This is a genomic window from Candidatus Profftella armatura (Diaphorina cf. continua) (assembly GCF_016593155.1).
Lineage (GTDB): Bacteria > Pseudomonadota > Gammaproteobacteria > Burkholderiales > Burkholderiaceae > Profftella > Profftella armatura_A.
In genome coordinates this window covers 24,764-47,670 of record NZ_AP023215.1, presented here as the reverse complement: position 1 = coordinate 47,670, position 22,907 = coordinate 24,764, and the positions used below count along the sequence as shown (strand labels likewise).

Below are 22,907 nucleotides of genomic sequence, written 5' to 3'. Positions count from 1 at the left end.
TATTTTTTTTAAAAAATGAAAAAAATAATTATAAAAAGCTACATTTAGTAGCTTTTTATTATATAAATTTTATTTATTTAAAAATCTAAAATATACTATTTATATAGACGGATATTAATTAAAATATATTCATATTTAGTGATTTATTTAATTGTATCTATAACCAAAAGCTTCTTTAAAGCGCTGATCTATTTCACTTAAACTAGGACAATGTTTTTGTCCACCTTGATAAGATATTTTTATTGCCCCCATCAAATTTGATAATCTACCAATAGTATACCAATCTAAATTATGTGTTATTCCAAAAAGAATACCAGACCTAAATGCATCCCCACATCCAGTTGGATCTACTATCTTATCAGCTTTTACGCATGGAATTTTAATTTCTTTTTCACTATTTAAAAAAATATTAGAACCTAATTCACCGCGCGTTACTATTAATACTTTAACTTGTTTATTTATTTTTTGTAAACTTAATGAAGTCTTAGAAACCAATAATTTAGATTCATAATCATTCACAATAATATAAGAAGATTTTTTAATAATTTTTATTAATTCTTCTTTATTAAACATAGATAAACTTTGCCCTGGATCAAAAATAAATGGAATTTTTAATTTTAATATTTTTTTAATATGTTTTATCATGTTACTACAATTATCCGGAGAAATAATTGCTATTTTTATATCAGTATTATTAATGCAATTATTATCATATGATAATTGCATTGCTCCTGGATGAAAAATTGTAATTTGATTATTATCAACATCAGTTACAATAAAACATTGCGCGGTAAACATTGAATCAATTGTTTGTATATATTTATTGGAAATTCCTAAATATTTTAAATGCTTTAAATAAGACGCACCATCCTTTCCTAAGGTAGCTACAATTAATGGGTTGCCATTTAAAAGTTTTAAATTATATGCAATATTACCAGCACATCCACCATATTCTTTTTGCATAGTTGGTGAATAAAATGAAATGTTTATTTTATCAAGTTGATCAGGTAAAAGGGAATGTGAAAATTTTCCATTAAATTTCATAATATTATCAAATGCTAATGAACCACAAATAAGAGAATTCATAAATATTTTAAAAATATAATTTTATTTAATTTTTTGTTTGATTTAATAATTGAATAAAAGCCATGGGTGCATTATCTCCAACACGAAAACCCATTTTTAATATACGAACATATCCTCCATTAATTTTAATATAACGCGGTCCTAATTCAGAAAATAATTTAATTGTAATTTTTCTATCCCGTAAATAACTAAAAGCTAAACGTTTATTTGATAAAGTATTTTTTTTGCTTAATGTTAATATTGGCTCAACAACACGACGTAATTCTTTTGCTTTAGGTAAAGTTGTCTTAATAATTTCATAACGCAATAAAGAAACTGTCATGTTGCGTAACATTATTAAACGATGAGAAGAGGTTCTATTTAGTTTGCGAAAACCATGACAATGACGCATGTAATATTTTCCTTATATTGTAAAAATTAGTTAAATTTAATTTTGATAATTTTATTTATAATATATTTTATATAAATTATTTTTTTAATTCAATGGGGGGCCAATTATCTAATTTTACTCCCAATACTAAACCTCGAGAACCTAAAATTTCTTTAATTTCATTTAAAGATTTTCTACCAAGATTTGGGGTTTTTAATAATTCATTCTCACTACGTTGAATTAAATCTCCAATATAATGAATATTTTCAGCCTTAAGGCAATTAGCAGATCGTACCGTTAATTCTAAATCATCAACTGAACGAAGTAAAATTGGATCTATTTTTGGTAAAGAAGAATCTAATTCTTTTTTTACTGGAGTATTTTCTAATGCAGCAAATACATTTAATTGATCAACTAATACACGAGCTGATTGACGAATTGCTTCTTCTGGAGTAATTACGCCATTAGTTTCAATATTCATAATTAACTTATCAAGATCAGTACACTGTTCAACACGAGCAGACTCTACTACATAAGATACTCGAAGAACTGGAGAAAAAGATGCATCTAAAATAATACGACCAATTGTTTTATTTATATTTTCAGTTAAATAACGTATATTACCAGGAACATAACCACGACCTTTTTCAAATTTAATTTGCATATCTAATTTACCATTAGCGGATAAATTTGCAATAATATGATTTGGATTAATTAATTCAATATCATTTAATAATTCAATATCAGAAGCTAAAACAACGCCTTCTCCAGATTTTTTTAAATTTAATATCGCATAATCTCTGCTATAAAGTTTTAATATTACGCCCTTTAAATTTAATATAATATCAATTATATCTTCTTGCACTCCTTCTAATGAAGAATATTCATGTAAAGCTCCTGAAATTATTACTTCAGTTGGCGCGCAACCAATCATAGACGATAACAATACGCGACGTAAAGCATTACCTAATGTGTAACCATAACCACGCTCAAAAGGCTCCATAATAACTTTAGCATAATTAACTCCTAATGTTTCAACATCAATTATTTGTGGTTTCAATAAACTGTTTTGCATAAAATATTCCTTTTAAATATTTATTACTTTTATTATTTAATATTTAAAAATTATCTTGAATATAATTCAACAATTAATGATTCATTGATATCATTAGCAAATTCACTACGATTTGGTTCTGATTTAAAAATACCTTCCATTTTTTTTGCATCAACAGTAATCCAGGAAAATTTATTATTATGCTCAGATAATTCTAAAGAATTAGTAATACGGATTTGTTTTTTAGCTTTTTCTCTAACAGAGATTATATCACCTGGTTTTATTTTATATGATGCAATATTAACTATTTTTTTATTTACTAAAAATGCTTTATGTGATACTAATTGACGAGCTTCGGATCTAGTAGAACTAAAACCCATTCGGTATACCACATTATCAAGTCGTGATTCTAATAATTTTAATATAATTTCACCTGTTTTTCCTTTAAGGCGAGTTCCCTCAATAAAATAAAGACGGAATTGTTTTTCTAAAATACCGTATATTCGTTTAACTTTTTGTTTTTCTCTTAATTGATGTCCATAATCAGATGTACGGGATCCAGAAATTCTACCATGTTGACCAGGTTTTAAATCTAATTTACATTTTGAATCTAATGAGCGACGCGCGCTTTTTAAAAATAAATCTATACCTTCACGACGACAAAGTTTTGCTTTTGGACCAATATATCGAGCCATAAAATATCCTTTTATATTTATGAATATAATTATAATAATAATTTTTATTATTTTTAATCAATAAAAATTATATAAAAATAACAAAATGTTTTTAAAAAATTGCCCACTAATTAGCGGGCAACTAAAAAAATATATATTATTTTATAAATTAAATTAAACACGGCGTCGTTTTGGAGGACGACAACCATTATGCGGGATAGGTGTAACATCTTCAATTTGAGTAATTTTAATACCTAAATTATTTAATGCTCGAACTGAAGATTCACGTCCTGGACCGGGCCCTTTAATGCGTACTTCTAAATTTTTAATACCATGTTCAATTGCAATTTTTCCCGCAGATTCTGCAGCAACTTGAGCAGCAAATGGTGTAGATTTACGAGAACCCTTAAAATTTACGCTTCCAGAAGATGCCCAAGATAACGTATAACCTTTTCGATCAGTAATTGTGATAATAGTGTTATTAAAAGAGGCATGAATATGCGCAACACCTTCAATGATATTTTTTTTAATTTTTTTACGAATACGAGCATTAGTATTATTGGGTATTTTAGCCATAAAAATCTCCTTGAAAAATATTCAGTGAATTATAATGGCGTTATTTTCTTAATGATTGCGCTGCTCGACGAGGCCCTTTTCGAGTACGAGCGTTAGTTCTAGTGCGCTGCCCTCGGCATGGTAAACCTTTTCTATGGCGAATTCCTCGATAACAAGAAAGATCTATTAAACGCTTTATATTCATAGAAAATTCACGACGTAAATCACCTTCAATTATAAATTTAGAAATTTCTTCACGTAATTTTTCTAATTCATTATCATTTAAATCTTTTATTTTTTTAATAGTTGAAATTTTAGTTCTTTCACATATTTTTCGCGCACGCGAGAGACCAATACCATAAATAGCCGTCAGACCTATTATAGTATGTTGATTATTTGGTATATTTACTCCAACGATTCGTGTCATAAGTTGATTCCATTAAAAAAAATATAATATTTAATTAACCTTGACGTTGTTTATGACGAGCTTCTTTACAAATTATACGAATTACACCTTTTCTTTTGACAATTTTACAATTTCTACAAATTCTTTTAACAGATGTTAAAACTTTCATTTTTTATATCTTTTATTTTAACTTAAAATTTTTATTTTGTTCTAAATATAATACGCCCTCGACTTAAATCATAGGGTGTTAATTCTACCGTCACTTTATCACCAGGAAGAATACGAATATAATTCATTCGCATTTTACCTGAAATATGCCCAAGTATTATATGACCATTCTCTAATTTTACTTTAAATGTTGCATTTGGAAGATTTTCAAGAATCTGTCCTTGCATTTGAATTACATCATTTTTTTCCATTTTTTATTTTTTAATTATATTATTTTTTTAATAAAATATATTTTTCTTAAAATTTACTTTACGAAAAAGTGATTCATATTTTTGAGATAGAATATAATTTTGAATTTGTGTTAAAAAATCTATAGTAACAATTACAACAATTAATAATGATGTTCCCCCAAAATAAAAAGGAATATTAAATTGAGAAATAAAAAACTCTGGTATTAAACAAACAAAAGCTATATAAATAGACCCAGATAATGTTAAACGCATAATGATATTATCAATATAACGTATAGTTTGATAACCTGGGCGAATACCAGGAATAAAAGCTCCACTTTTTTTTAAATTATCCGCTGTTTCTTTGCTATTAAATATTAAAGTAGCATAAAAAAAACAAAAAAATATAATTGCGATTGTATATAATATCGAATGAAGTAATTTACCAGGAGAAATTAAATTTATTAAATTTTTTAAAAAAATTATAAAAAAATTATTTTTATTAGCAAAAGAAATAAACCAACTAATAATAGTAATCGGAAATAATATAATAGATGATGCAAATATTGCCGGAATTACGCCGGCTATATTTAATTTTAATGGTAAATAACTGCTTTTATTAGAATAAATTCTATTATTTACTTCTTTTCTAATATAATTTATTAAAATTTTACGTTGACCGCACTCAATAAATACAACAAAATATGTCATTATTAATAATAATAAAGAAATTAAAATTACTAATAAGACATTTATTAAATCGATTTTAACTAATTTTATTAAATTAATTAAGGTATTAGGTAGACTTGAAATAATTCCAGAAAAAATAATAATAGAAGTGCCATTTCCTAAACCATATTCCGTAATTTGTTCACTTAACCACATTAAAAACATTGTACCGGATACTAATGTTAATATAGTTATAAAATAAAAATAAATACCCGTATTTAATACTAAATTTTTTTGAGATTCAAGTATTAAAGAAATTCCAGATCCCTGTAATATTGCTAGAATTAATGTGCTAAATCTAGTATATTGAGCAATTTTATATTTTCCTAATTCACCTTCTTTTTTTAAATTCTCAAATTTAGGTAATATACTTGATAATAATTGCATAATTATTGATGAAGAAATATAAGGCATAATACCCAAAGAAAATATAGTTAAATGAGACAGAGCTCCCCCAGAAAACATATTAAACATTCCTAAAATATTATTTTGATTTTTCTCAAATAATTGTGTTAGTTGATTGAGATTAATTGAAGGAATTGGAATATGCGCACCTAAACGATATATAAATAATGCACAAAATAAAAACAATAAACGATTCCAAGGAAAGCCTCTTATAGTTGTTTTTAAGAATTTTGGCATAATTGTATTAATTTATACTCCTTTATAAAATAAATTTTACATAATAGAGCCACCTATTTTTTCAATAGCAATTTTGGCACCTTTGGTAACCTTTAATCCTTTTAGTATTATTTTTTTATTTAAATTACCAGATAAGATTACACGAACTACTCGAACAAATTTAGAAATAATATTAGCATTTTTTAAGGTAAAAATATCAATTTCAGAAATATTTAAGTTTTCTAAATCAGATAACCTAATTTCTGCTGTATAAAAACGTTTTATTGATTTAAATCCACGTTTAGGTAAGCGCCGATATAATGGCATTTGACCTCCCTCAAAGCAAATTTTATGGAATCCTCCTGATCGAGATTTTTGCCCTTTATGTCCTCGTCCAGCAGTTTTACCAAACCCAGATCCAATACCACGTCCTAAACGCTTTTTATAATGTTTAGCGCCTTTATTTGGTTGAATATTATTCAATCTCATATTTTTAATTATAATATATTATGAAAGTATTTTCACAAGATATGATACTTTATTTATCATACCGCGAATTGAGGAGGTGTCATTTAATACACGCACAGAATTAATTCTTTTTAAACCAAGCCCACGAATAATTGCGCGATGTGTATTTTTTTTTCCAATTAAACTTTTAATAAGTTGTATTTTTAGTATTTTTTTCATTGTTAATTCAAAATTTCTTTAATGGATTTATTGCGCTTTTTTGCGATTTCAAAAGGTGTATTTATTTTTAATAAACCATTTAATGTGGCGCGAACCATATTATATGCATTAGTTGATCCATGAGATTTTGCGACAACATTATGAACTCCCATAACATCAAAAATAGCTCGAACCGCACCTCCTGCAATTATTCCTGTTCCTTCTTTAGCTGGAGTTATTAGTACTAATGATGCTCCATGTTTACCTAATACCGTGTATTGTAATGTATTATTTTTTAATATTACTTTAATCATATTTCTACGAGCTTTATTAACAGCTTTTTGGACAGCAGAAGGAACTTCTTTTGATTTACCTTTTCCCATACCAACTCGTCCATGACCATCTCCAACTACCACTAATGCCGAAAAACTCATAATACGACCACCCTTTACAACTTTTGTAACACGATTAACTGCAATCATTTTTTCTCGTATTCCATCATCCGGCTTTTCATTTTGAATTCTTGATTGTATTTTTACCATACTAATTCCTCTTTAAAACTTTAATCCGATTTTTCTAGCGGCATTTGCTAAAGCTTTAATGCGACCATGATAACGAAAACCAGAACGATCAAATGCAACTTGTGTAATTCCTATTTTTAATGCTTTTTCAGCAATACGTCGACCTATTATAGAGGCAGCAGAAATATTACCTCCTTTACCAGATTGGGTATTTAATTTCAAACGAACTTCTTTTTCTAATGTAGAAGCTGAAATTAAAATCTCTGCATTCGGGCTTATAATATTAGCATATATATGTAAATTAGTGCGATGCACCATAAGACGATTAATTTCTAATTCAGAAATTTTTATTCTTACTTTTCTGGCACGCCGTAAACGTGATTTTATTTTATTCATTAGAAATAACTTATAATTATTATATTATTTTTTCTTAGTTTCCTTAAGAATAACTATTTCATTTAAATAACGAACGCCCTTACCTTTATAAGGTTCAGGTTTATAATATCCGCGTATTTCTGAAGCTACCTGTCCAACAGCCTGTCGATTACTTCCTTTTATTAAAATTTCTGTTTGACTGGGTGTTTCACAAATAATATCAAATGGTATTTTATATAAAATAGGATGAGAAAAACCGAGAATTAAATTTAGATAATTTTTTTCAATTTTTGCTCGAAAACCCACTCCAATTAATTGGAGCTTCTTTTTAAAACCTTTTGTTATTCCAATAACCATATTATTAATTATAGATCGCATTGTACCAGACATTGAATTTGCTATACGACTATTATTAATTGCGGTAAAATAAAGAACATTAGAATTGTTTTTAATTTTTACTAAGTTATTTTGATTTTGCTTCAATATACCTAATGGTCCCTTTAATATGATTTTATTAGGATTTAGTATAACTTCTACGGTAGAAGGTATAAAAATAGGCATCTTACCTATACGAGACATTTTATTATTCCTTAAGAAACATAACAAATAATTTCACCGCCAATGCCCATCGCTCTAGCCTTACGATCAGTTATAATACCTGATGAAGTTGATATAATAACTAAACCTAAACCATTCATTATTTTAGGAATATTATTTTTATTTTTATAAATACGTAACCCTGGGCGAGAAATGCGCTTTAAACATTCAATAACAGGACGATTCATATAATATTTCAATAATATTTTTAATTCAAATTTATTTTTAAGGCATTTGATTATAAAAAAATCCTTAATATACCCTTCATTTTTAAGAACTTTAGCAATTTCTATTTTTATTTTAGATGATGGCATTATTATTTTTCTTTTATTTACAATTTGTCCATTACGAATATAAGTCAACATATCAGCAATAGGATCGCTCATGCTCATTATTTTCTCCTTATTATTACCAACTAGCTCTAGTTATTCCAGGGATATCGCCTTGCATAGCAATTTCTCTTAATTTTATACGACTCAAATTAAATTTACGAAAATTCCCTCTAGGACGACCCGTTAAAGAACAACGATTACGTTGACGAGTAGGATTAGAATTTCTTGGAAGAGATTGTAGTACTAAACGTGCTTTATAACGTTCTTCTTCTGATTTTGATTGATCTCTAATAATTTTCTTTAATTCAATTCTTTTATTAGCATATTTTTTAACTAAAAATTTACGTTTAAGCTCGCGATTTACTAATGATAGTTTTGCCATAATTTTGATCTCTTAATTTCTAAATGGAAATTTAAATGCAGAAAGAAGTGATTTTGCTTCTTTATCAGTTTTTGAGGTTGTAGAAATGTTAATATTCATACCTCTTAACATATCAATTTTATCATATTCAATTTCTGGAAAAATAATTTGTTCTTTTATACCAATATTGCAATTTCCCCTCCCATCAAAAATTTTTCCAGATATACCACGAAAATCACGAACACGAGGTAACGCAATAGTAATTAAACGATCTAAAAATTCATACATTCTCGTTCTTCTTAAGGTTACCATACAACCAATTGAATAATTTTCTCGAATTTTAAAAGCAGATATTGATTTACGCGCTTTAGTGACAATTGGTTTTTGTCCTGAAATTTTAGTTAAATCAGAAACAGCATTCTCAATAACCTTTTTATTAGAAACAGCCTCTGAAAGACCCATATTTAAGGTAATTTTTAAAATACGAGGTACTTGCATTTCAGAAGAATAAGAATACTTATTTATTAAATAAGGAATAATATTTTTTTTATAAAACTCTTGGAGGCGAATCATATTCTTTTAAATTTTAATAATTTTACTATTAACAATTTCGTTATTAGATTTAAAAACTCTTATTTTTTTTCCATTTATATTCTTAAAAATTACTCGATCTGCTTTTCCTGATTTAGGATTAAATAAAGCAATATTTGATATATGAATTGGCATTATTTTTTTAATAATACTACCTACTTTATTTAATGATGGATTTGGTTTAATTGTTTTTTTAAAAATATTAATCTTATCCACAATAACATAATTCATATTAATAATTTTTTTAACAATACCTCTCTTTTTTTTTTCTTTTCCAGTTAAAATAACTACCTCATCATTTATACGAATTTTTTTCATTTTTTTTATTTTTCTAAAAATTTATAAAACTTCAGGAGCAAGAGAAATAATTTTCATAAATCGTTCTGTTCGTAATTCTCTTGTAACTGGACCAAATATACGAGTACCTATAGGTTCAAATTTTGAATTTAATAAAACAGCAGCATTTTTATCAAATTTTATTAAAGAACCATCTTGACGACGAACACCCTTTTTTGTACGAACTACAATTGCATTATAAATTTCACCTTTTTTTACTCGCCCCCTAGGAATAGCATTTTTTATAGTTACTTTAATTATATCCCCAATAGAAGCATAGCGACGTTTAGACCCCCCTAAAACTTTAATACATAAAACTTCACGAGCACCGGTATTATCAGCAATTTCAAGTCGACTTTCTGTTTGAATCATATTTTTAGTTTTCAGAATTTTAAAAAATAATTATATAAAAATATTTTTAAAAAATTAAAAATTATAATTTTTTAAAAAATTTAAGAATTTATAAAAATTAAAATAAAAAATTTTTTTATAATTAAGTTAATATATTTTTTATATTCCAAGATTTTGTTTTTGAAATCGGTCTCCCTTCTTTAATTTCAACAAAATCTCCGAGTTTAGCGAAATTATTTTTATTATGTACATGATATTTACTAATTCTTGTAATAATTTTCCCATATAAAGGATGTTTAACACGACGTTCTATAAGTACAGTTACAGTATTATTCATTTTATCAGATATAACTTTACCAATTAAAGATCTTTTTAATTTTTTTTTTATTGGAGTATTCATTAATAAGTATTCCTAATATTTAAAATAGTTTTTATGCGAGCAATATTACGACGTATTTTTTTTATTTGAGAAATATTATGTAATTTTTGATTTTTTATTTGTATACGTAAACTAAATTGTATTTTTAATAATTCAATTAACTCTTTATTTAAGTCTTTTTTATTTTTTTTAAATAATTCAGATATTTTCATTTTATCATTTTTTATTTTTTATAATTATTATCCAACTTGTCTTATAACAAAAATAGTTAAAAGTGGAAGTTTAGCGGAGGCTAAACGAAACGCCTCTCTTGCTAATTCTTCACTTACTCCATCCATCTCATAAAGAACTTTTCCTGGTTGTATTTCTGTAACATAATACTCTGGATTACCTTTACCATTCCCCATTCTAACTTCTGCTGGTTTATTGGAAATTGGTTTATCTGGAAAAATTCTAATCCAAACTCGCCCCCCTCGTTTAATATGACGAGTCATTGCTCTCCTAGCTGATTCAATTTGTTGAGCTGTAATTCGACCACGAACAATCGCTTTTAATCCAAATTTACCAAATGAAACAGAAGTGCCACGAAAATGTGAAATACCAGTATTACGTCCCTTTTGTTCTTTACGATATTTTCTACGAGCTGGTTGTAACATGCTTTTTCTCCAACCTTTTATTGTAACTTAGAATGAGTATTTTTCGAATGAAAATCTATATTTTTATTACCCCGATATTGAGGACGGCGTTTTTTATCATGATTTACAGTTTTTATTTTTAAAGAATTTATAATAGGACTTTTTTCACCCTTATAAATCCAAACTTTTATACCAATAATCCCATAGGTTGTATGAGCCTCACTAAAACTATAGTCAATATCTGCGCGTAAAGTATGCAAAGGTATTCTACCTTCTTTATACCATTCTTTTCTAGCAATTTCAACACCATTTAAACGCCCAGAAATCATTATCTTTATTCCCTTTAAACTTAATCGAGCTGAATTTTGTATTACACGTTTCATTACCCTGCGAAATACAATACGTTTTTCTAATTGTTGTGCAATTGAATCAGAAATAAGTTTAGCATCTGATTCTGGTCTAGTAATTTCTTCAATATTAATATGAACAGGTACATTCATAATTTTAGTTAAAACAGACCTTAAAAACTCAATATCTTCGCCTTTCTTGCCAATAATAACACCTGGTCGTGAGCTATAAATAGTAATACGAGCATTTTTAGCTGGGCGCTCAATTACAACACGACTAATTGATGCGTTTTTTAATCTTTCTCTAAGATATGCGCGAACTCTTAAATCTTGATTAAGCATAATAGAAAAATTATTTTTATCAGCATACCAACGTGCTTTCCAATCCAAATTAAACGAAAGACGAAATCCAACTGGATGAATTTTTTGCCCCATTTTATGACTCCTTAATTACTACTTACAATTACATAAATATGACAAAATTGTTTTGAAATATGATTACCTCTACCTTTAGCGCGAGCAAAAAAACGCTTAACAATAGAAGCTTTTTCAATATAAATAGCCTTTACTTTCAAGTTATCTATATCCTCTCCATTATTATGTTCAGCATTCGCAATTGCAGATTCTAATACTTTTTTAATAATAATTGCGCATTTTTTAGGATTAAATGCTAAAATATTAATAGCTTTTTCAACACTTTTACCTCGAATTAAATCAGCAACTAAACGACTTTTTTGTGTAGAAAGATGTGTATTACGTAAAATAGCTTTAGTTTCCATTAATCAACCTTTTATTTCTTAACCTTTTTATCACCAGAATGACCTTTAAATGTACGTGTCAATGCAAATTCACCGAGTTTATGACCAACCATATTTTCAGATATATATACAGGTATATGTTCTTTTCCATTATGAACAGAAATAGTTAAACCAATAAAATCAGGCATAATTGTTGAGCGACGAGACCAAGTTTTAATTGGCTTTTTATCTTTTGTATTTTGTGCTTTTTCAACTTTTTTTATTAAATGTACATCACAAAAAGGACCTTTTTTTAATGAACGTGCCATTTTAATCCTTATTTATTTTTGCGATAAGAAACTATCATAGAATCTGTACGCTTGTTATTACGAGTTTTTTTTCCTTTAGTTTGCACCCCCCAGGGAGAAACGGGATGACGACCAGCGGAAGTTTTTCCTTCTCCACCTCCATGAGGATGATCTACTGGATTCATAGCTACTCCTCGAACAGTAGGACGTATACCACGCCAACGCATTGCACCAGCTTTACCAATTTTACGTAAATTATGCTCTATATTTCCTATTTCACCTATAGTAGCTCGGCATTCAATATGTATATGCCTTACTTCACCAGAGCGTAAACGTATTTGAGAGTATACACTCTCACGAGATACTAAAGTGGCACCGGAACCAGCAGAACGAGCTATTTGAGCGCCTTTTCCAGGTAAAATTTCTATACAATTAATTACGGTACCAATTGGAATGTTTCTAATTGGTAAACAATTACCGGATTTTATAGGAGCATTAGAACCATTAATTATATAATCACCTATAGTCATATTTTTTGTAGCAAGAATATAACGACGATCACCATCAATATAACATAAAAGTGCTATATTTGCGCTACGATTAGGATCATATTCAATGCGTTCAACTTTAGCTAAAACATTATCTTTTTTCCTTTTAAAATCAATTATACGATAATTTTGTTTATGCCCTCCTCCAATATGACGAGTAGTAATACGACCATAATTATTACGACCGGAATTTTTTGATTTTTTTTCAATTAACGCTCGAAACGGTCGACCTTTATACAAATTTTTATTAATAACCTTAACCATGCCTCGACGACCAGGAGAAGTGGGTTTAACTCTAATAAGAGTCATTGATTATTTCTCCTTTTTTTATAAAATCTATTTCTTGATCTGGATATAAACATATAAAAGCATGTCGCATATGTTTGCGACGTCCTATATTTTTACCGGAGCGTTTTTGTTTTCCTAAACGATTTACTACTTGAACGGCTTTAATTTTTACCTTAAAAAAAAGTTCAATAGCAGCCTTAATTTCTAATTTAGTAGCGTCTCGCATTACACAAAAAATAATTTGTTTATTTTTTTTGTAAACAAAAGTCGCTTTCTCGGAAATAATTGGAAATAATAATATCTTCATCAAGCGTTCTTTATTATATTTAATATTAATGCTCATATTAATAATCTCTCAACTTTTTCTAATGCATTTCTAGTAATTAAAACTTTTTTATAAAATATAAGTGATATAGGATTAATATATCGCGGTTCAATAAGTAATACATTTGATAAATTTCTAGAAGAAAGTAACAAATTTTTATTAAATTCATTAACAATAATTAAAACTGAATTTAAACCCATATTTATTAATTTATTGACTAATAATTTTGTTTTCGGTGAATCTATCGAAAAACTTTCAATAATTAATAAACGATTTTCTCTAACTAATTGAGATAATATAGAACAAAGAGCGATTCTATACATTTTTTTATTAATTTTATGTGAAAAATTTTCATTAGGAAGATTTGGAAAACAACGTCCGCCTCCCCTCCATAATGGAGAAGACGACATTCCGGCGCGAGCACGGCCTGTTCCTTTTTGGCGCCACGGTTTTTTTGTTGTATGATGTACTTCTTTTCTATCTTTTTGTTTTCTATTTCCACTACGCATATTTGCGCGATATGAAACTATAATTTGATGAATTAATGCTTGATTGTAAATGCTATTAAAAATACTATCTTTTACTTCAATATTTGAAAAAATTTGACCTTGTGCATTTAAAAACTTTAGCTCCATAACTATACGCCTTTATTAACTTTAGTTTTAATTGCATGTGTTACAACTATTTTTCCATTTTTTGCGCCAGGAACAGAACCTTTAATAAATAAAAGTTGACGCTCATAATCAATTTTTATAATTTTAAGATTTTGAATAGTTTTAAAAACATTACCTAAATGACCGGACATACGTTTTCCAGGAAAAACACGACCAGGATCCTGTGACATTCCGATTGAACCAGGGACATTATGAGCACAAGAATTTCCTCTTGATGCGCGACCAGAAGAAAATCCATAACGTTTAATAACACCAGAATAACCTTTACCTATCGAAATACCACGAACATCCACTTTTTGACCTACATCAAATAAATTAATAGAAACTGAATCACCAATTTTTATTTTAGAAATTTTTCTAGAATCAATTAAAAATTCTTTTAAAAAAGAACCGGCTAAAACATTAGCTTTAGCATAATGACCGGCTATAGCTTTATTTATTTTAGATGGACGAAGTTGACCATATGAAACTTGAATAGCGTTATAACCATCTATTTTAGACTTTTTAATTTGAATAATATAATTTTTAGATACATCTAAAACAGTTATAGGAACAGACTCACCATTTTCCGTAAAAATACGTGTCATCCCCACCTTACGACCTAATAGACCCTGGCTCATATTTTAATCTCCATATTCACATCAATTTTTATAAATTTTTCTAAACTTTATATAAATTTTTTTTAAATTTTTAAAATTTAGCGCCTAATTTTAACTTAATAATAAAATTAACGCAACTTTTAAAAATTTAAAATTTATAATCAATAAATAATTTTTTAATCTAATTCATCGAATATAATTTAATTTCTACATCTACGCCAGCGGGTAAATCTAATTTAATTAATGCATCTACAGTTTTATCTGTTGGATTTACAATATCCATTAATCTTCGATGAGTACGCATTTCAAATTGATCACGTGCCGTTTTATTAACATGCGGTGAACGTAATACATCAAAACGTTGAATACGGGTAGGTAAAGGAATGGGTCCACGAACTACTGCACCTGATCGTCTAGCTGTTTCAACGATTTCTAATGTTGATTTATCAATTAAACGGTAATCAAACGCCTTTAAACGAATACGTATTTTTTGATTTATAATTGACATGCTTTTCCTTAAAAGACGAACCGTTATAAAAATAAAACATTTAAATTTTGTTATTAATCATTGTATCAATTAAATTTTTTGGTATTTCTGAATAATACTTAAATTCCATTGTGTAAGTAGCTCTTCCTTGAGTAATTGACCGTAAAGATGTAGAGTAACCAAACATTTTAGATAATGGTACCTCTGCTTTTATTATCTTTCCGCCACCCCCTGAAATTTCATCCATTCCTTGTATCATTCCTCTTCGAGAAGCTAGATCTCCTATTACTGTTCCAGCATAATCTTCTGGAGTTTCAACCTCTACCGCCATTATTGGCTCAAGAATAGTAGGATTAGATTTACGGCAACCATCTTTAAACGCTATAGATCCCGCAATTCGAAATGCATTTTCATTTGAATCAACATCATGATAAGAACCATAAAATAAAGTTACCTTTATATCAACTACTGGATAACCGGCTAATACACCAGAATTTAATGCTTCTCGTATTCCTTTTTCTACAGCAGGGATAAATTCACGAGGAACAACTCCGCTCTTTATAGCATCAATGAATTCAAAACCTTTTCCAGGAATTTGTGGTTCAATTCTTAAAAAAACATGACCATATTGCCCTCTACCACCAGATTGTTTAATAAATTTTCCTTCAACTTCTTTACATATTTTTCGAATTGTTTCTCGATATGCTACTTGAGGTTTTCCAACAGTTGCTTCTACCCCAAATTCACGTTTTATACGGTCAACAATAATATCTAAATGCAATTCACCCATACCAGAAATAATTGTTTGACCGGATTCCTCATCAATTCTTACACGAAATGATGGATCTTCTGATGCTAAACGATTTAATGCCATACTCATTTTTTCTTGATCAGCCTTAGTTTTTGGTTCAATTGCTTGAGAAATAACTGGTTCAGGAAAATTCATTTGTTCTAATATTATTATATCTTTTTCATCGCAAAGTGTATCACCAGTAGTTGTATTTTTTAAACCAACTATAGCAGCAATATCACCTGATGAGATTTTTTTAATTTCCTCACGTTGATTGGCATGCATTTGAACAATACGACCAACTCTTTCTTTTTTTATCTTTAATGAATTTAATATTGTATCGCCTGAATTTAATATTCCAGAATAACAACGAATAAAACATAATTGTCCAACAAATGGATCTGTTGAAATTTTAAATGCTAATGCAGAAAATTTTTCTTTATCTTTGGCTTTTCGAAATACAATTTCATCATTTACATTTGTTCCTGTTATAGGTGGTATATCAACAGGAGAAGGTAAATAATCAACTATACCATCTAACATTGCTTGAACACCTTTGTTCTTAAAGGCAGTACCGCACATCATTGGAATTATTTTACCAGAAATGGTTAATTTTCGAATTGCTGTTTTAATTTCGGATTCATTTAAATCATTTTCTTCTAAATACTTATCCATTAAATTTTCAGATACTTCAAAAACTACTTCTAGAATATTTTCGCGCCATTTTTTTGCTTCTTCTTTTAAGGATTCAGGAATATCTTTATAATTAAATTTAACTCCTTTACTTTTTTCATCCCAATAAATAGCTTTCATTTTCACTAAATCAATTACGCCATTAAAAGATTCTTCAGAATAAATTGGTATTTGTACAGGAACTGGATGGGCTTTTAAACGCTCACGTATTTGTTCATAAACTTTAAAAAAATTAGCACCAATACGATCCATTTTATTTACAAATGCTAAACGAGGAACTTTATATTTATTAGCTTGCCTCCAAACAGTTTCTGATTGCGGTTGTACACCTCCAACAGCACAATATACCATACATACACCATCTAATACTCGCATTGAACGCTCAACTTCAATTGTAAAATCAACATGCCCTGGGGTATCAATGATATTTATATGATGTTCCGGAAAATTATTTGCCATCCCCTTCCAAAAACATGTAGTTGCCGCTGAAGTAATTGTTATCCCGCGCTCTTGTTCTTGCTCCATCCAGTCCATAGTAGCCGCACCATCATGCACCTCGCCAATTTTATGGTTCACGCCAGTATAAAACAAAATACGTTCGGTAGTGGTTGTTTTACCCGCATCTATATGAGCGGAAATACCGATATTACGATACCTATCAATTGGAGTTTTACGTTCCATAACAATTCATCCTAAATTTCGTACAATAAAACAAGATATATATTTTAAATAATAAAAATAAAAATATTTTAAAAAATATTATATAAATTTTAAAATATTAAAAACGAAAATGAGAAAATGCTTTATTAGCTTCAGCCATACGATGAATTTCATCTCGTCGTTTTATGGCGCTACCCTTATTTTCTGATGCCTCCATCAATTCACTTCCTAAGCGTTGTTGCATTGATTTTTCATTACGCTTATTAGCCGCCTCTCGTAACCAACGCATTGATAATGCTATTCTACGAACAGGACGAACTTCAACCGGAACCTGATAATTAGCACCACCAACTCGACGAGATTTAACTTCTACAACTGGTTTACAATTAGAAACTGCTGAAAAAAATACTTCTAATGGATCTTTACCAGATTTTTCTTTAATATAATCAAATGCACCATATATAATGCTCTCAGAAACTGATTTTTTACCTGATAACATTAAAACATTTACAAATTTTGCTACATCTACACTATTAAATTTTGGATCAGGCATAATCTCTCTTTTAGTAATTTCTCTTCGACGAGACATCTTGATTCCTTTTTTATATTTTTTAAATTTTAAATTATTATATTATTATAATTTCATTAAATTTTATTTTTTAGAAGAATTAGTACGGGTTGAGCCATATTTTGAGCGCGCTTGTTTACGATTTTTTACACCCTGCGTGTCCAATGTTCCTCTAATCATGTGATATCGTACACCTGGTAAATCTTTTACACGACCACCGCGTAATAATACAACACTATGTTCTTGTAAATTATGACCCTCTCCTCCAATATAAGAAATTACCTCAAAACCATTAGTTAAACGAACTTTAGCAACCTTACGAAGTGCTGAATTAGGTTTTTTAGGAGTTGTTGTATAAACACGAGTACACACTCCTCTTTTTTGTGGGCTATTTTCTAATGCAGGAGACTTACTTTTAGTACGCATAGAAATACGCGGATTACGAATTAATTGATTAATAGTTGGCATTTTATTTTTACTCATCCAACAAAGTTTAATTAAATTTTTTAAAATTAAATATATAAAATAATAAAATTATTTTATATATTAAGAAAAAGCTAGTACGTGGAATTATACACATTAAATGTAAGCTAGTCAATATTTTAAAAACCATCATTTTTATACAAAATTTTATATAAAAAATTATATTTTATATATTAAAAATTTTTATTTTTATGAGCTTTCCTAAATTCTAAACCAGTTCCAGCTGGAATTAAACGACCTACAATTACATTCTCTTTTAAACCACGTAAATTATCACGCTTACCCATTATAGCAGCCTCAGTCAATACACGAGTAGTTTCTTGAAAAGAAGCAGCCGAAATAAAAGAATCAGTTGATAATGAAGCCTTAGTAATACCTAATAATATATTTTCATATGTTGCTGGAATTTTATTTAAAGATAATACTCTATCGTTTTCATCAAGCAATTCAGAGCGCTCAATTTGTTCACCAATAATATAATTAGTGTCTCCTGAGTCAATTATTTGTACACGACGTAACATTTGTCTTACAATAACCTCAATATGTTTATCATTAATTTTAACACCTTGTAATCGATATACATCCTGAACCTCATCAACAATATAACGAGATAGTGCCTCAATACCCAATAATCTAAGAATGTCTTGAGGATTAGCAGGTCCATCCACAATCATTTCACCCTTATTAACTACTTGCCCATCATGAACAAGAATTTGTTTTTCTTTAGAAATCATAAACTCGTGTTTTTTTCCATCCATATCTGTAATTTCCAGACGTTGCTTACCTTTTGTCTCTTTACCAAAAGAAACTGTACCAGTTACTTCCGCTAATATACCGGAATCTTTTGGTGAACGAGCCTCAAATAATTCTGCAACACGAGGTAAACCACCAGTAATATCACGAGTTTTTTGTGATTCAGTAGGAATTCTTGCGAGAACTTCTCCAACAGTAACTTTTTGATTATTTTTAACAGTCAATAAAGCCCCAACTTGGAATGTAATTGTTACTGAATGTTCTGTTCCGGGAATTTTAATTTCTTTACCGTATTCATTTAATAATTTAACTTGAGGGCGTAACATTTTTGTCGTAATTAAACCACGACGTTTTGCGTCAATTACTACTAATGTAGATAAACCAGTAATTTCATCTATTTGTTTAGCAACAGTTGATCCTTCTATTACATTTTCAAATTTTATTATCCCAGAATATTCAGTAATAATAGGGCGAGTTAAAGGATCCCATTTTGCTATAATCATACCAGCGTTAACAAATATATTATTTTTAATAATAAGAGTTGCTCCATATGGTACTTTATGTCTCTCACGTTCACGCTCATAATTATCAACTATTATAATTTCCCCGGAACGAGAAATTACAATAGATTCTTTTTTACTATTTATAACGTAACGCATAGTTGGTGTGAAACGAATAATTCCATTTGATTTTGCTTCAATAGATGAAGCAATAATTGCGCGTGAAACTGCTCCTCCAATATGGAAAGTACGCATTGTTAATTGTGTACCAGGTTCACCAATTGATTGAGCGGCAATGACCCCGATTGCTTCACCAATATCAACTATTACTCCTCTTCCTAAATCTCTTCCGTAGCAGTTGGCGCATAATCCATATCGTGTATCACATGTTAATGGTGTACGAATTTTTATCTCATCAATTCCAAGATTCTCAATTACACTAACACAATTTTCATCTAATAAGGTATTTTTTTTATATAATATCATCTGTGTATCTGGATTAATTATATCATCAGACGCTACTCTTCCTAAAATACGATCACATAATGATTCAATTATCTCCCCTCCTTCAATTAATGCTTTCATAAAAACACCATTAGAAGTACCACAATCTTCTTTAATTATTACTAAATCTTGTGTAACATCAACTAATCTTCTTGTTAAATAACCTGAATTAGCAGTTTTTAATGCGGTATCAGCTAAACCTTTACGAGCACCATGTGTTGAAATAAAGTATTGTAATACATCCAAACCATCTTTAAAATTAGCGGTAATTGGGGTTTCAATTATAGAACCATCTGGTTTTGCCATTAAACCACGTATACCGGCTAATTGACGAATTTGAGCGGCGGAACCACGTGCCCCAGAATCAGCCATCATATAAATTGTATTAAATGATTCTTGAGTGCTATATGTGCCATCTTTATTCATTATATTTTCTATTTTTAATTTATCCATCATTGCCTTACTAATATCATCTCCAGCTTTACCCCAAATATCTATAACCTTATTATAACGCTCACCAAAAGTAACTAAACCTGAAGCATATTGTTGTTCTATTTGTCTAACTTCTTTTTCTGCAAAAGCAATAATTTCTGGTTTTTGAGAGGGCACTAACATATCATCAACACAAATAGAAATTCCTGCGCGTGTCGCTAAATGAAAACCTGATTGCATTAATTGATCAACAAATATTACTGTGGCCTGTAACCCACATTTTCTAAATGAATTATTAATTAATTTAGAAATTTTCTTTTTTTTTAAAGTACAATTTAATAAAGAAAATGATAGGCCTTTTGGAAGAATTTCAGATAAAATTGCACGACCCGCTGTTGTTTCATAACGTTTTGTTATTTTTTTAAATATAGAATCTTTAATATCATTTTTTATATATTCGGTAATACGAACGGTAATTCGACTAGATAATTCAACTATATTATTGGCATAAGCACGAATTACTTCAAAAATATTCGAAAATATTAATCCTTCACCTTTACCATTAATTTTTTTGCGTGTTGCATAATATAAACCTAATACTATATCTTGTGATGGCACAATAGATGGCTCTCCATTTGATGGAAATAGAATATTATTTGATGCCAACATTAATGTACGAGCTTCCATTTGCGCTTCAATAGATAATGGTACATGAACCGCCATTTGATCACCATCAAAATCAGCATTAAAAGCAGCGCAAACTAAAGGATGTAATTGAATTGCCTTTCCCTCAATTAATACTGGTTCAAATGCTTGAATACCAAGACGATGTAATGTTGGTGCACGATTTAACATAATCGGATGTTCATGAATTATTTCTTCTAAAATATCCCAAACTATTGGTTCTTGTGACTCAACAAATTTTTTTGCCGCTTTTATAGTGCTGGATAATTGCAATAATTCAAGTTTATTAAAAATAAATGGTTTAAATAATTCTAATGCCATTAATTTTGGTAAACCACATTGATGTAACTTTAATTGAGGACCTACAACAATTACAGAGCGACCAGAATAATCTACACGTTTTCCTAATAAATTTTGACGAAAACGTCCTCCTTTACCTTTAATCATTTCAGCTAAAGATTTTAATGGGCGTTTATTAGCTCCCGTCATTATTTTACCTCGTCTACCATTATCTAATAAAGCATCAGTTGCTTCCTGTAACATTCTCTTTTCATTACGTGTAATAATTTCTGGTGCCCGTAATTCTATTAAACGCTTTAAACGATTATTACGATTAATAAAACGTCTATATAAATCATTTAAATCAGAAGTTGCAAAACGACCAACATCTAAAGGAACCAATGGTCTCAATTCTGGAGGAAGTACAGGTAATACCTCTATAATCATCCATTCTGGTTTAATTCCAGAACGTTGAAATGCCTCTAATACTTTTAATCGTTTTGCATATTTTTGAATTTTAACTTCAGATTTTAATTCCTTTAAATTTTTTCTTAAAATTTCTATATCATGATCAATATCTATTGAGCGTAATAAATCGCGAATACCCTCCGCTCCCATTAATGCTGTAAATTTATTACCATACTCTTCATATTTAGTAAAATAATTTTCCTCTGATAAAATTTGACTTTTTTTTAGAGGAGTAATACCTGGATCTGTTACAACATAAGCCTCAAAGTATAACACTCTTTCAATATCGCGTAACGTCATATCAAGCACCATACCTAAACGAGATGGTAATGATTTTAAAAACCAAATATGAGCGGTAGGAGATGCAAGTTCAATATGCCCCATACGTTCACGACGAACTTTAGATAAAGTAACCTCAACACCACATTTTTCACAAATAACTCCACGATATTTTAATCTTTTATATTTTCCACATAAACATTCATAATCTTTAACAGGGCCAAAAATTTTAGAACAAAATAAACCATCTCGTTCTGGTTTAAATGTACGATAATTAATGGTTTCTGGTTTTTTAACTTCACCATAAGACCAAGATCTAATTTTTTCTGGGGACGCGAGACTAATTTTTATCGCATTGAATTGTTCAGTTTGATGAATTTGTTTAAATAAATCAAGTAATGCCTTCATATATCATTTCCAATAAATGTAAAAAATTTAAATTTTATAAATATAGATTAAATATT

The 22,907-nt window shown here is 28.8% G+C and carries 32 protein-coding genes and 2 pseudogenes; all 34 read right to left on the bottom strand.

Going from position 1 to position 22,907, the window contains the following annotated elements; genetic code table 11:
- Positions 1-147 precede the first annotated feature (147 nt).
- Positions 148-1,086, bottom strand: coding sequence for a carbohydrate kinase family protein (locus JIC14_RS00315; RefSeq protein WP_201329819.1), 939 nt, complete (start codon positions 1,084-1,086; stop codon positions 148-150).
- 25 nt (positions 1,087-1,111) lie between these two features.
- A complete protein-coding gene (gene rplQ, locus JIC14_RS00310; RefSeq protein ID WP_201329818.1) occupies positions 1,112-1,477 on the bottom strand; it encodes a 50S ribosomal protein L17 in 366 nt (121 codons plus the stop codon).
- 76 nt (positions 1,478-1,553) lie between these two features.
- A complete protein-coding gene (locus tag JIC14_RS00305; RefSeq protein WP_201329817.1) occupies positions 1,554-2,531 on the bottom strand; it encodes a DNA-directed RNA polymerase subunit alpha in 978 nt (325 codons plus the stop codon).
- Positions 2,532-2,581: 50 nt separating this feature from the next.
- Entirely contained in the window at positions 2,582-3,205 is a 624-nt protein-coding gene (rpsD, locus tag JIC14_RS00300; RefSeq protein WP_201329816.1) for a 30S ribosomal protein S4, read from the bottom strand.
- A gap of 153 nt (positions 3,206-3,358) precedes the next feature.
- Positions 3,359-3,760: a 30S ribosomal protein S11 gene (rpsK, locus tag JIC14_RS00295; protein ID WP_201329815.1), complete on the bottom strand. Its 402-nt coding sequence runs from the start codon at positions 3,758-3,760 to the stop codon at positions 3,359-3,361.
- 40 nt (positions 3,761-3,800) lie between these two features.
- The gene (gene rpsM / locus JIC14_RS00290) at positions 3,801-4,166 is read right to left on the bottom strand and encodes a 30S ribosomal protein S13 (protein ID WP_201329814.1); all 366 of its coding nucleotides are present in this window, start codon (positions 4,164-4,166) and stop codon (positions 3,801-3,803) included.
- 34 nt (positions 4,167-4,200) lie between these two features.
- Entirely contained in the window at positions 4,201-4,314 is a 114-nt protein-coding gene (gene rpmJ / locus JIC14_RS00285; protein ID WP_201329813.1) for a 50S ribosomal protein L36, read from the bottom strand.
- 31 nt (positions 4,315-4,345) lie between these two features.
- Complete coding sequence (gene infA / locus JIC14_RS00280; RefSeq protein WP_201329812.1) at positions 4,346-4,564, bottom strand: translation initiation factor IF-1; 219 nt, start codon at positions 4,562-4,564, stop codon at positions 4,346-4,348.
- Positions 4,565-4,591: 27 nt separating this feature from the next.
- The gene (secY, locus tag JIC14_RS00275) at positions 4,592-5,914 is read right to left on the bottom strand and encodes a preprotein translocase subunit SecY (protein ID WP_201329811.1); all 1,323 of its coding nucleotides are present in this window, start codon (positions 5,912-5,914) and stop codon (positions 4,592-4,594) included.
- A 36-nt stretch (positions 5,915-5,950) separates the two neighbouring features.
- The gene (gene rplO / locus JIC14_RS00270; RefSeq protein WP_201329810.1) at positions 5,951-6,382 is read right to left on the bottom strand and encodes a 50S ribosomal protein L15; all 432 of its coding nucleotides are present in this window, start codon (positions 6,380-6,382) and stop codon (positions 5,951-5,953) included.
- A gap of 18 nt (positions 6,383-6,400) precedes the next feature.
- Positions 6,401-6,580 (bottom strand): 50S ribosomal protein L30, encoded by a 180-nt coding sequence (gene rpmD, locus JIC14_RS00265; RefSeq protein ID WP_201329809.1) that lies wholly within the window; start codon positions 6,578-6,580, stop codon positions 6,401-6,403.
- Positions 6,581-6,582: 2 nt separating this feature from the next.
- The gene (gene rpsE, locus JIC14_RS00260; RefSeq protein WP_201329808.1) at positions 6,583-7,101 is read right to left on the bottom strand and encodes a 30S ribosomal protein S5; all 519 of its coding nucleotides are present in this window, start codon (positions 7,099-7,101) and stop codon (positions 6,583-6,585) included.
- Positions 7,102-7,113: 12 nt separating this feature from the next.
- Positions 7,114-7,476, bottom strand: a complete 363-nt coding sequence (gene rplR / locus JIC14_RS00255) for a 50S ribosomal protein L18 (RefSeq protein ID WP_201329807.1) — start codon at positions 7,474-7,476, stop codon at positions 7,114-7,116.
- 24 nt (positions 7,477-7,500) lie between these two features.
- A complete protein-coding gene (gene rplF, locus JIC14_RS00250) occupies positions 7,501-8,034 on the bottom strand; it encodes a 50S ribosomal protein L6 (RefSeq protein ID WP_201329806.1) in 534 nt (177 codons plus the stop codon).
- A gap of 11 nt (positions 8,035-8,045) precedes the next feature.
- Positions 8,046-8,444 (bottom strand): 30S ribosomal protein S8, encoded by a 399-nt coding sequence (gene rpsH, locus JIC14_RS00245; protein WP_201329805.1) that lies wholly within the window; start codon positions 8,442-8,444, stop codon positions 8,046-8,048.
- A 16-nt stretch (positions 8,445-8,460) separates the two neighbouring features.
- A complete protein-coding gene (gene rpsN, locus JIC14_RS00240; protein ID WP_201329804.1) occupies positions 8,461-8,766 on the bottom strand; it encodes a 30S ribosomal protein S14 in 306 nt (101 codons plus the stop codon).
- A 12-nt stretch (positions 8,767-8,778) separates the two neighbouring features.
- A complete protein-coding gene (rplE, locus tag JIC14_RS00235) occupies positions 8,779-9,318 on the bottom strand; it encodes a 50S ribosomal protein L5 (RefSeq protein WP_201329803.1) in 540 nt (179 codons plus the stop codon).
- Between the two features lie 6 nt (positions 9,319-9,324).
- Positions 9,325-9,654, bottom strand: coding sequence for a 50S ribosomal protein L24 (rplX, locus tag JIC14_RS00230; protein ID WP_201329802.1), 330 nt, complete (start codon positions 9,652-9,654; stop codon positions 9,325-9,327).
- Positions 9,655-9,675: 21 nt separating this feature from the next.
- Positions 9,676-10,044, bottom strand: a complete 369-nt coding sequence (gene rplN, locus JIC14_RS00225; RefSeq protein WP_201329801.1) for a 50S ribosomal protein L14 — start codon at positions 10,042-10,044, stop codon at positions 9,676-9,678.
- A gap of 121 nt (positions 10,045-10,165) precedes the next feature.
- On the bottom strand, positions 10,166-10,423 hold the full coding sequence (gene rpsQ, locus JIC14_RS00220; RefSeq protein WP_201329800.1) for a 30S ribosomal protein S17: 258 nt from the start codon (positions 10,421-10,423) through the stop codon (positions 10,166-10,168).
- Complete coding sequence (gene rpmC, locus JIC14_RS00215; RefSeq protein ID WP_201329799.1) at positions 10,423-10,614, bottom strand: 50S ribosomal protein L29; 192 nt, start codon at positions 10,612-10,614, stop codon at positions 10,423-10,425. Before rpmC ends, rpsQ begins: the two co-directional genes overlap by 1 nt.
- A 27-nt stretch (positions 10,615-10,641) precedes the next feature.
- Positions 10,642-11,058 carry a 50S ribosomal protein L16 gene (gene rplP / locus JIC14_RS00210; RefSeq protein ID WP_201329798.1) on the bottom strand — a complete coding sequence of 139 codons (417 nt, stop codon included), beginning with the start codon at positions 11,056-11,058 and terminating at the stop codon, positions 10,642-10,644.
- An 83-nt stretch (positions 11,059-11,141) separates the two neighbouring features.
- A pseudogene (rpsC, locus tag JIC14_RS00205) lies at positions 11,142-11,819 on the bottom strand (30S ribosomal protein S3); the annotation flags it as partial.
- A gap of 11 nt (positions 11,820-11,830) precedes the next feature.
- Positions 11,831-12,163 carry a 50S ribosomal protein L22 gene (rplV, locus tag JIC14_RS00200; protein ID WP_201329796.1) on the bottom strand — a complete coding sequence of 111 codons (333 nt, stop codon included), beginning with the start codon at positions 12,161-12,163 and terminating at the stop codon, positions 11,831-11,833.
- Positions 12,164-12,174: 11 nt separating this feature from the next.
- Positions 12,175-12,450: a 30S ribosomal protein S19 gene (gene rpsS / locus JIC14_RS00195; RefSeq protein WP_201329795.1), complete on the bottom strand. Its 276-nt coding sequence runs from the start codon at positions 12,448-12,450 to the stop codon at positions 12,175-12,177.
- A gap of 8 nt (positions 12,451-12,458) precedes the next feature.
- On the bottom strand, positions 12,459-13,286 hold the full coding sequence (rplB, locus tag JIC14_RS00190; protein WP_201329794.1) for a 50S ribosomal protein L2: 828 nt from the start codon (positions 13,284-13,286) through the stop codon (positions 12,459-12,461).
- On the bottom strand, positions 13,273-13,608 hold the full coding sequence (gene rplW, locus JIC14_RS00185) for a 50S ribosomal protein L23 (RefSeq protein WP_201329793.1): 336 nt from the start codon (positions 13,606-13,608) through the stop codon (positions 13,273-13,275). The genes rplB and rplW overlap by 14 nt, the downstream gene beginning before the upstream one ends.
- Positions 13,605-14,225, bottom strand: coding sequence for a 50S ribosomal protein L4 (gene rplD / locus JIC14_RS00180; RefSeq protein WP_201329792.1), 621 nt, complete (start codon positions 14,223-14,225; stop codon positions 13,605-13,607). Before rplD ends, rplW begins: the two co-directional genes overlap by 4 nt.
- A gap of 2 nt (positions 14,226-14,227) precedes the next feature.
- Positions 14,228-14,884 (bottom strand): 50S ribosomal protein L3, encoded by a 657-nt coding sequence (gene rplC / locus JIC14_RS00175; RefSeq protein WP_201329791.1) that lies wholly within the window; start codon positions 14,882-14,884, stop codon positions 14,228-14,230.
- A 160-nt stretch (positions 14,885-15,044) separates the two neighbouring features.
- Positions 15,045-15,371 carry a 30S ribosomal protein S10 gene (gene rpsJ, locus JIC14_RS00170; protein WP_236584501.1) on the bottom strand — a complete coding sequence of 109 codons (327 nt, stop codon included), beginning with the start codon at positions 15,369-15,371 and terminating at the stop codon, positions 15,045-15,047.
- A gap of 40 nt (positions 15,372-15,411) precedes the next feature.
- The gene (gene fusA / locus JIC14_RS00165) at positions 15,412-17,514 is read right to left on the bottom strand and encodes an elongation factor G (protein ID WP_201329790.1); all 2,103 of its coding nucleotides are present in this window, start codon (positions 17,512-17,514) and stop codon (positions 15,412-15,414) included.
- A gap of 97 nt (positions 17,515-17,611) precedes the next feature.
- Positions 17,612-18,082: a 30S ribosomal protein S7 gene (gene rpsG, locus JIC14_RS00160; RefSeq protein WP_201329789.1), complete on the bottom strand. Its 471-nt coding sequence runs from the start codon at positions 18,080-18,082 to the stop codon at positions 17,612-17,614.
- 63 nt (positions 18,083-18,145) lie between these two features.
- Positions 18,146-18,529, bottom strand: a complete 384-nt coding sequence (gene rpsL, locus JIC14_RS00155) for a 30S ribosomal protein S12 (RefSeq protein ID WP_201329944.1) — start codon at positions 18,527-18,529, stop codon at positions 18,146-18,148.
- Positions 18,530-18,723: 194 nt separating this feature from the next.
- Positions 18,724-22,851 (bottom strand): annotated as a pseudogene (gene rpoC, locus JIC14_RS00150) (DNA-directed RNA polymerase subunit beta'); the annotation flags it as partial.
- Positions 22,852-22,907 lie beyond the last annotated feature (56 nt).

Bases quoted from the DNA above. Each gene is read 5' to 3' on its own strand.
- rplO (WP_201329810.1), bottom strand. From the start codon at position 6,382: ATGAGATTGAATAATATTCAACCAAATAAAGGCGCTAAACATTATAAA.
- rplP (WP_201329798.1), bottom strand. From the start codon at position 11,058: ATGTTACAACCAGCTCGTAGAAAATATCGTAAAGAACAAAAGGGACGT.
- rplR (WP_201329807.1), bottom strand. From the start codon at position 7,476: ATGAATAAAATAAAATCACGTTTACGGCGTGCCAGAAAAGTAAGAATA.
- JIC14_RS00315 (WP_201329819.1), bottom strand. From the start codon at position 1,086: ATGAATTCTCTTATTTGTGGTTCATTAGCATTTGATAATATTATGAAA.
- rplQ (WP_201329818.1), bottom strand. From the start codon at position 1,477: ATGCGTCATTGTCATGGTTTTCGCAAACTAAATAGAACCTCTTCTCAT.
- rplF (WP_201329806.1), bottom strand. From the start codon at position 8,034: ATGTCTCGTATAGGTAAGATGCCTATTTTTATACCTTCTACCGTAGAA.
- rpsN (WP_201329804.1), bottom strand. From the start codon at position 8,766: ATGGCAAAACTATCATTAGTAAATCGCGAGCTTAAACGTAAATTTTTA.
- fusA (WP_201329790.1), bottom strand. From the start codon at position 17,514: ATGGAACGTAAAACTCCAATTGATAGGTATCGTAATATCGGTATTTCC.
- rpsG (WP_201329789.1), bottom strand. From the start codon at position 18,082: ATGTCTCGTCGAAGAGAAATTACTAAAAGAGAGATTATGCCTGATCCA.
- rpmC (WP_201329799.1), bottom strand. From the start codon at position 10,614: ATGAAAATATCTGAATTATTTAAAAAAAATAAAAAAGACTTAAATAAA.
- rpsQ (WP_201329800.1), bottom strand. From the start codon at position 10,423: ATGAATACTCCAATAAAAAAAAAATTAAAAAGATCTTTAATTGGTAAA.
- rpsK (WP_201329815.1), bottom strand. From the start codon at position 3,760: ATGGCTAAAATACCCAATAATACTAATGCTCGTATTCGTAAAAAAATT.
- rpsE (WP_201329808.1), bottom strand. From the start codon at position 7,101: ATGGTAAAAATACAATCAAGAATTCAAAATGAAAAGCCGGATGATGGA.
- rplV (WP_201329796.1), bottom strand. From the start codon at position 12,163: ATGGAAACTAAAGCTATTTTACGTAATACACATCTTTCTACACAAAAA.
- rpsS (WP_201329795.1), bottom strand. From the start codon at position 12,450: ATGGCACGTTCATTAAAAAAAGGTCCTTTTTGTGATGTACATTTAATA.
- rpmJ (WP_201329813.1), bottom strand. From the start codon at position 4,314: ATGAAAGTTTTAACATCTGTTAAAAGAATTTGTAGAAATTGTAAAATT.
- rpsD (WP_201329816.1), bottom strand. From the start codon at position 3,205: ATGGCTCGATATATTGGTCCAAAAGCAAAACTTTGTCGTCGTGAAGGT.
- rplC (WP_201329791.1), bottom strand. From the start codon at position 14,884: ATGAGCCAGGGTCTATTAGGTCGTAAGGTGGGGATGACACGTATTTTT.
- rpsM (WP_201329814.1), bottom strand. From the start codon at position 4,166: ATGACACGAATCGTTGGAGTAAATATACCAAATAATCAACATACTATA.
- JIC14_RS00305 (WP_201329817.1), bottom strand. From the start codon at position 2,531: ATGCAAAACAGTTTATTGAAACCACAAATAATTGATGTTGAAACATTA.
- rplX (WP_201329802.1), bottom strand. From the start codon at position 9,654: ATGAAAAAAATTCGTATAAATGATGAGGTAGTTATTTTAACTGGAAAA.
- rpsJ (WP_236584501.1), bottom strand. From the start codon at position 15,371: ATGTCAATTATAAATCAAAAAATACGTATTCGTTTAAAGGCGTTTGAT.
- rplE (WP_201329803.1), bottom strand. From the start codon at position 9,318: ATGATTCGCCTCCAAGAGTTTTATAAAAAAAATATTATTCCTTATTTA.
- rpsL (WP_201329944.1), bottom strand. From the start codon at position 18,529: ATGCCAACTATTAATCAATTAATTCGTAATCCGCGTATTTCTATGCGT.
- rplD (WP_201329792.1), bottom strand. From the start codon at position 14,225: ATGGAGCTAAAGTTTTTAAATGCACAAGGTCAAATTTTTTCAAATATT.
- rpsH (WP_201329805.1), bottom strand. From the start codon at position 8,444: ATGAGCATGAGCGATCCTATTGCTGATATGTTGACTTATATTCGTAAT.
- rplW (WP_201329793.1), bottom strand. From the start codon at position 13,608: ATGAGCATTAATATTAAATATAATAAAGAACGCTTGATGAAGATATTA.
- infA (WP_201329812.1), bottom strand. From the start codon at position 4,564: ATGGAAAAAAATGATGTAATTCAAATGCAAGGACAGATTCTTGAAAAT.
- rplB (WP_201329794.1), bottom strand. From the start codon at position 13,286: ATGACTCTTATTAGAGTTAAACCCACTTCTCCTGGTCGTCGAGGCATG.
- rplN (WP_201329801.1), bottom strand. From the start codon at position 10,044: ATGATTCAAACAGAAAGTCGACTTGAAATTGCTGATAATACCGGTGCT.
- secY (WP_201329811.1), bottom strand. From the start codon at position 5,914: ATGCCAAAATTCTTAAAAACAACTATAAGAGGCTTTCCTTGGAATCGT.
- rpmD (WP_201329809.1), bottom strand. From the start codon at position 6,580: ATGAAAAAAATACTAAAAATACAACTTATTAAAAGTTTAATTGGAAAA.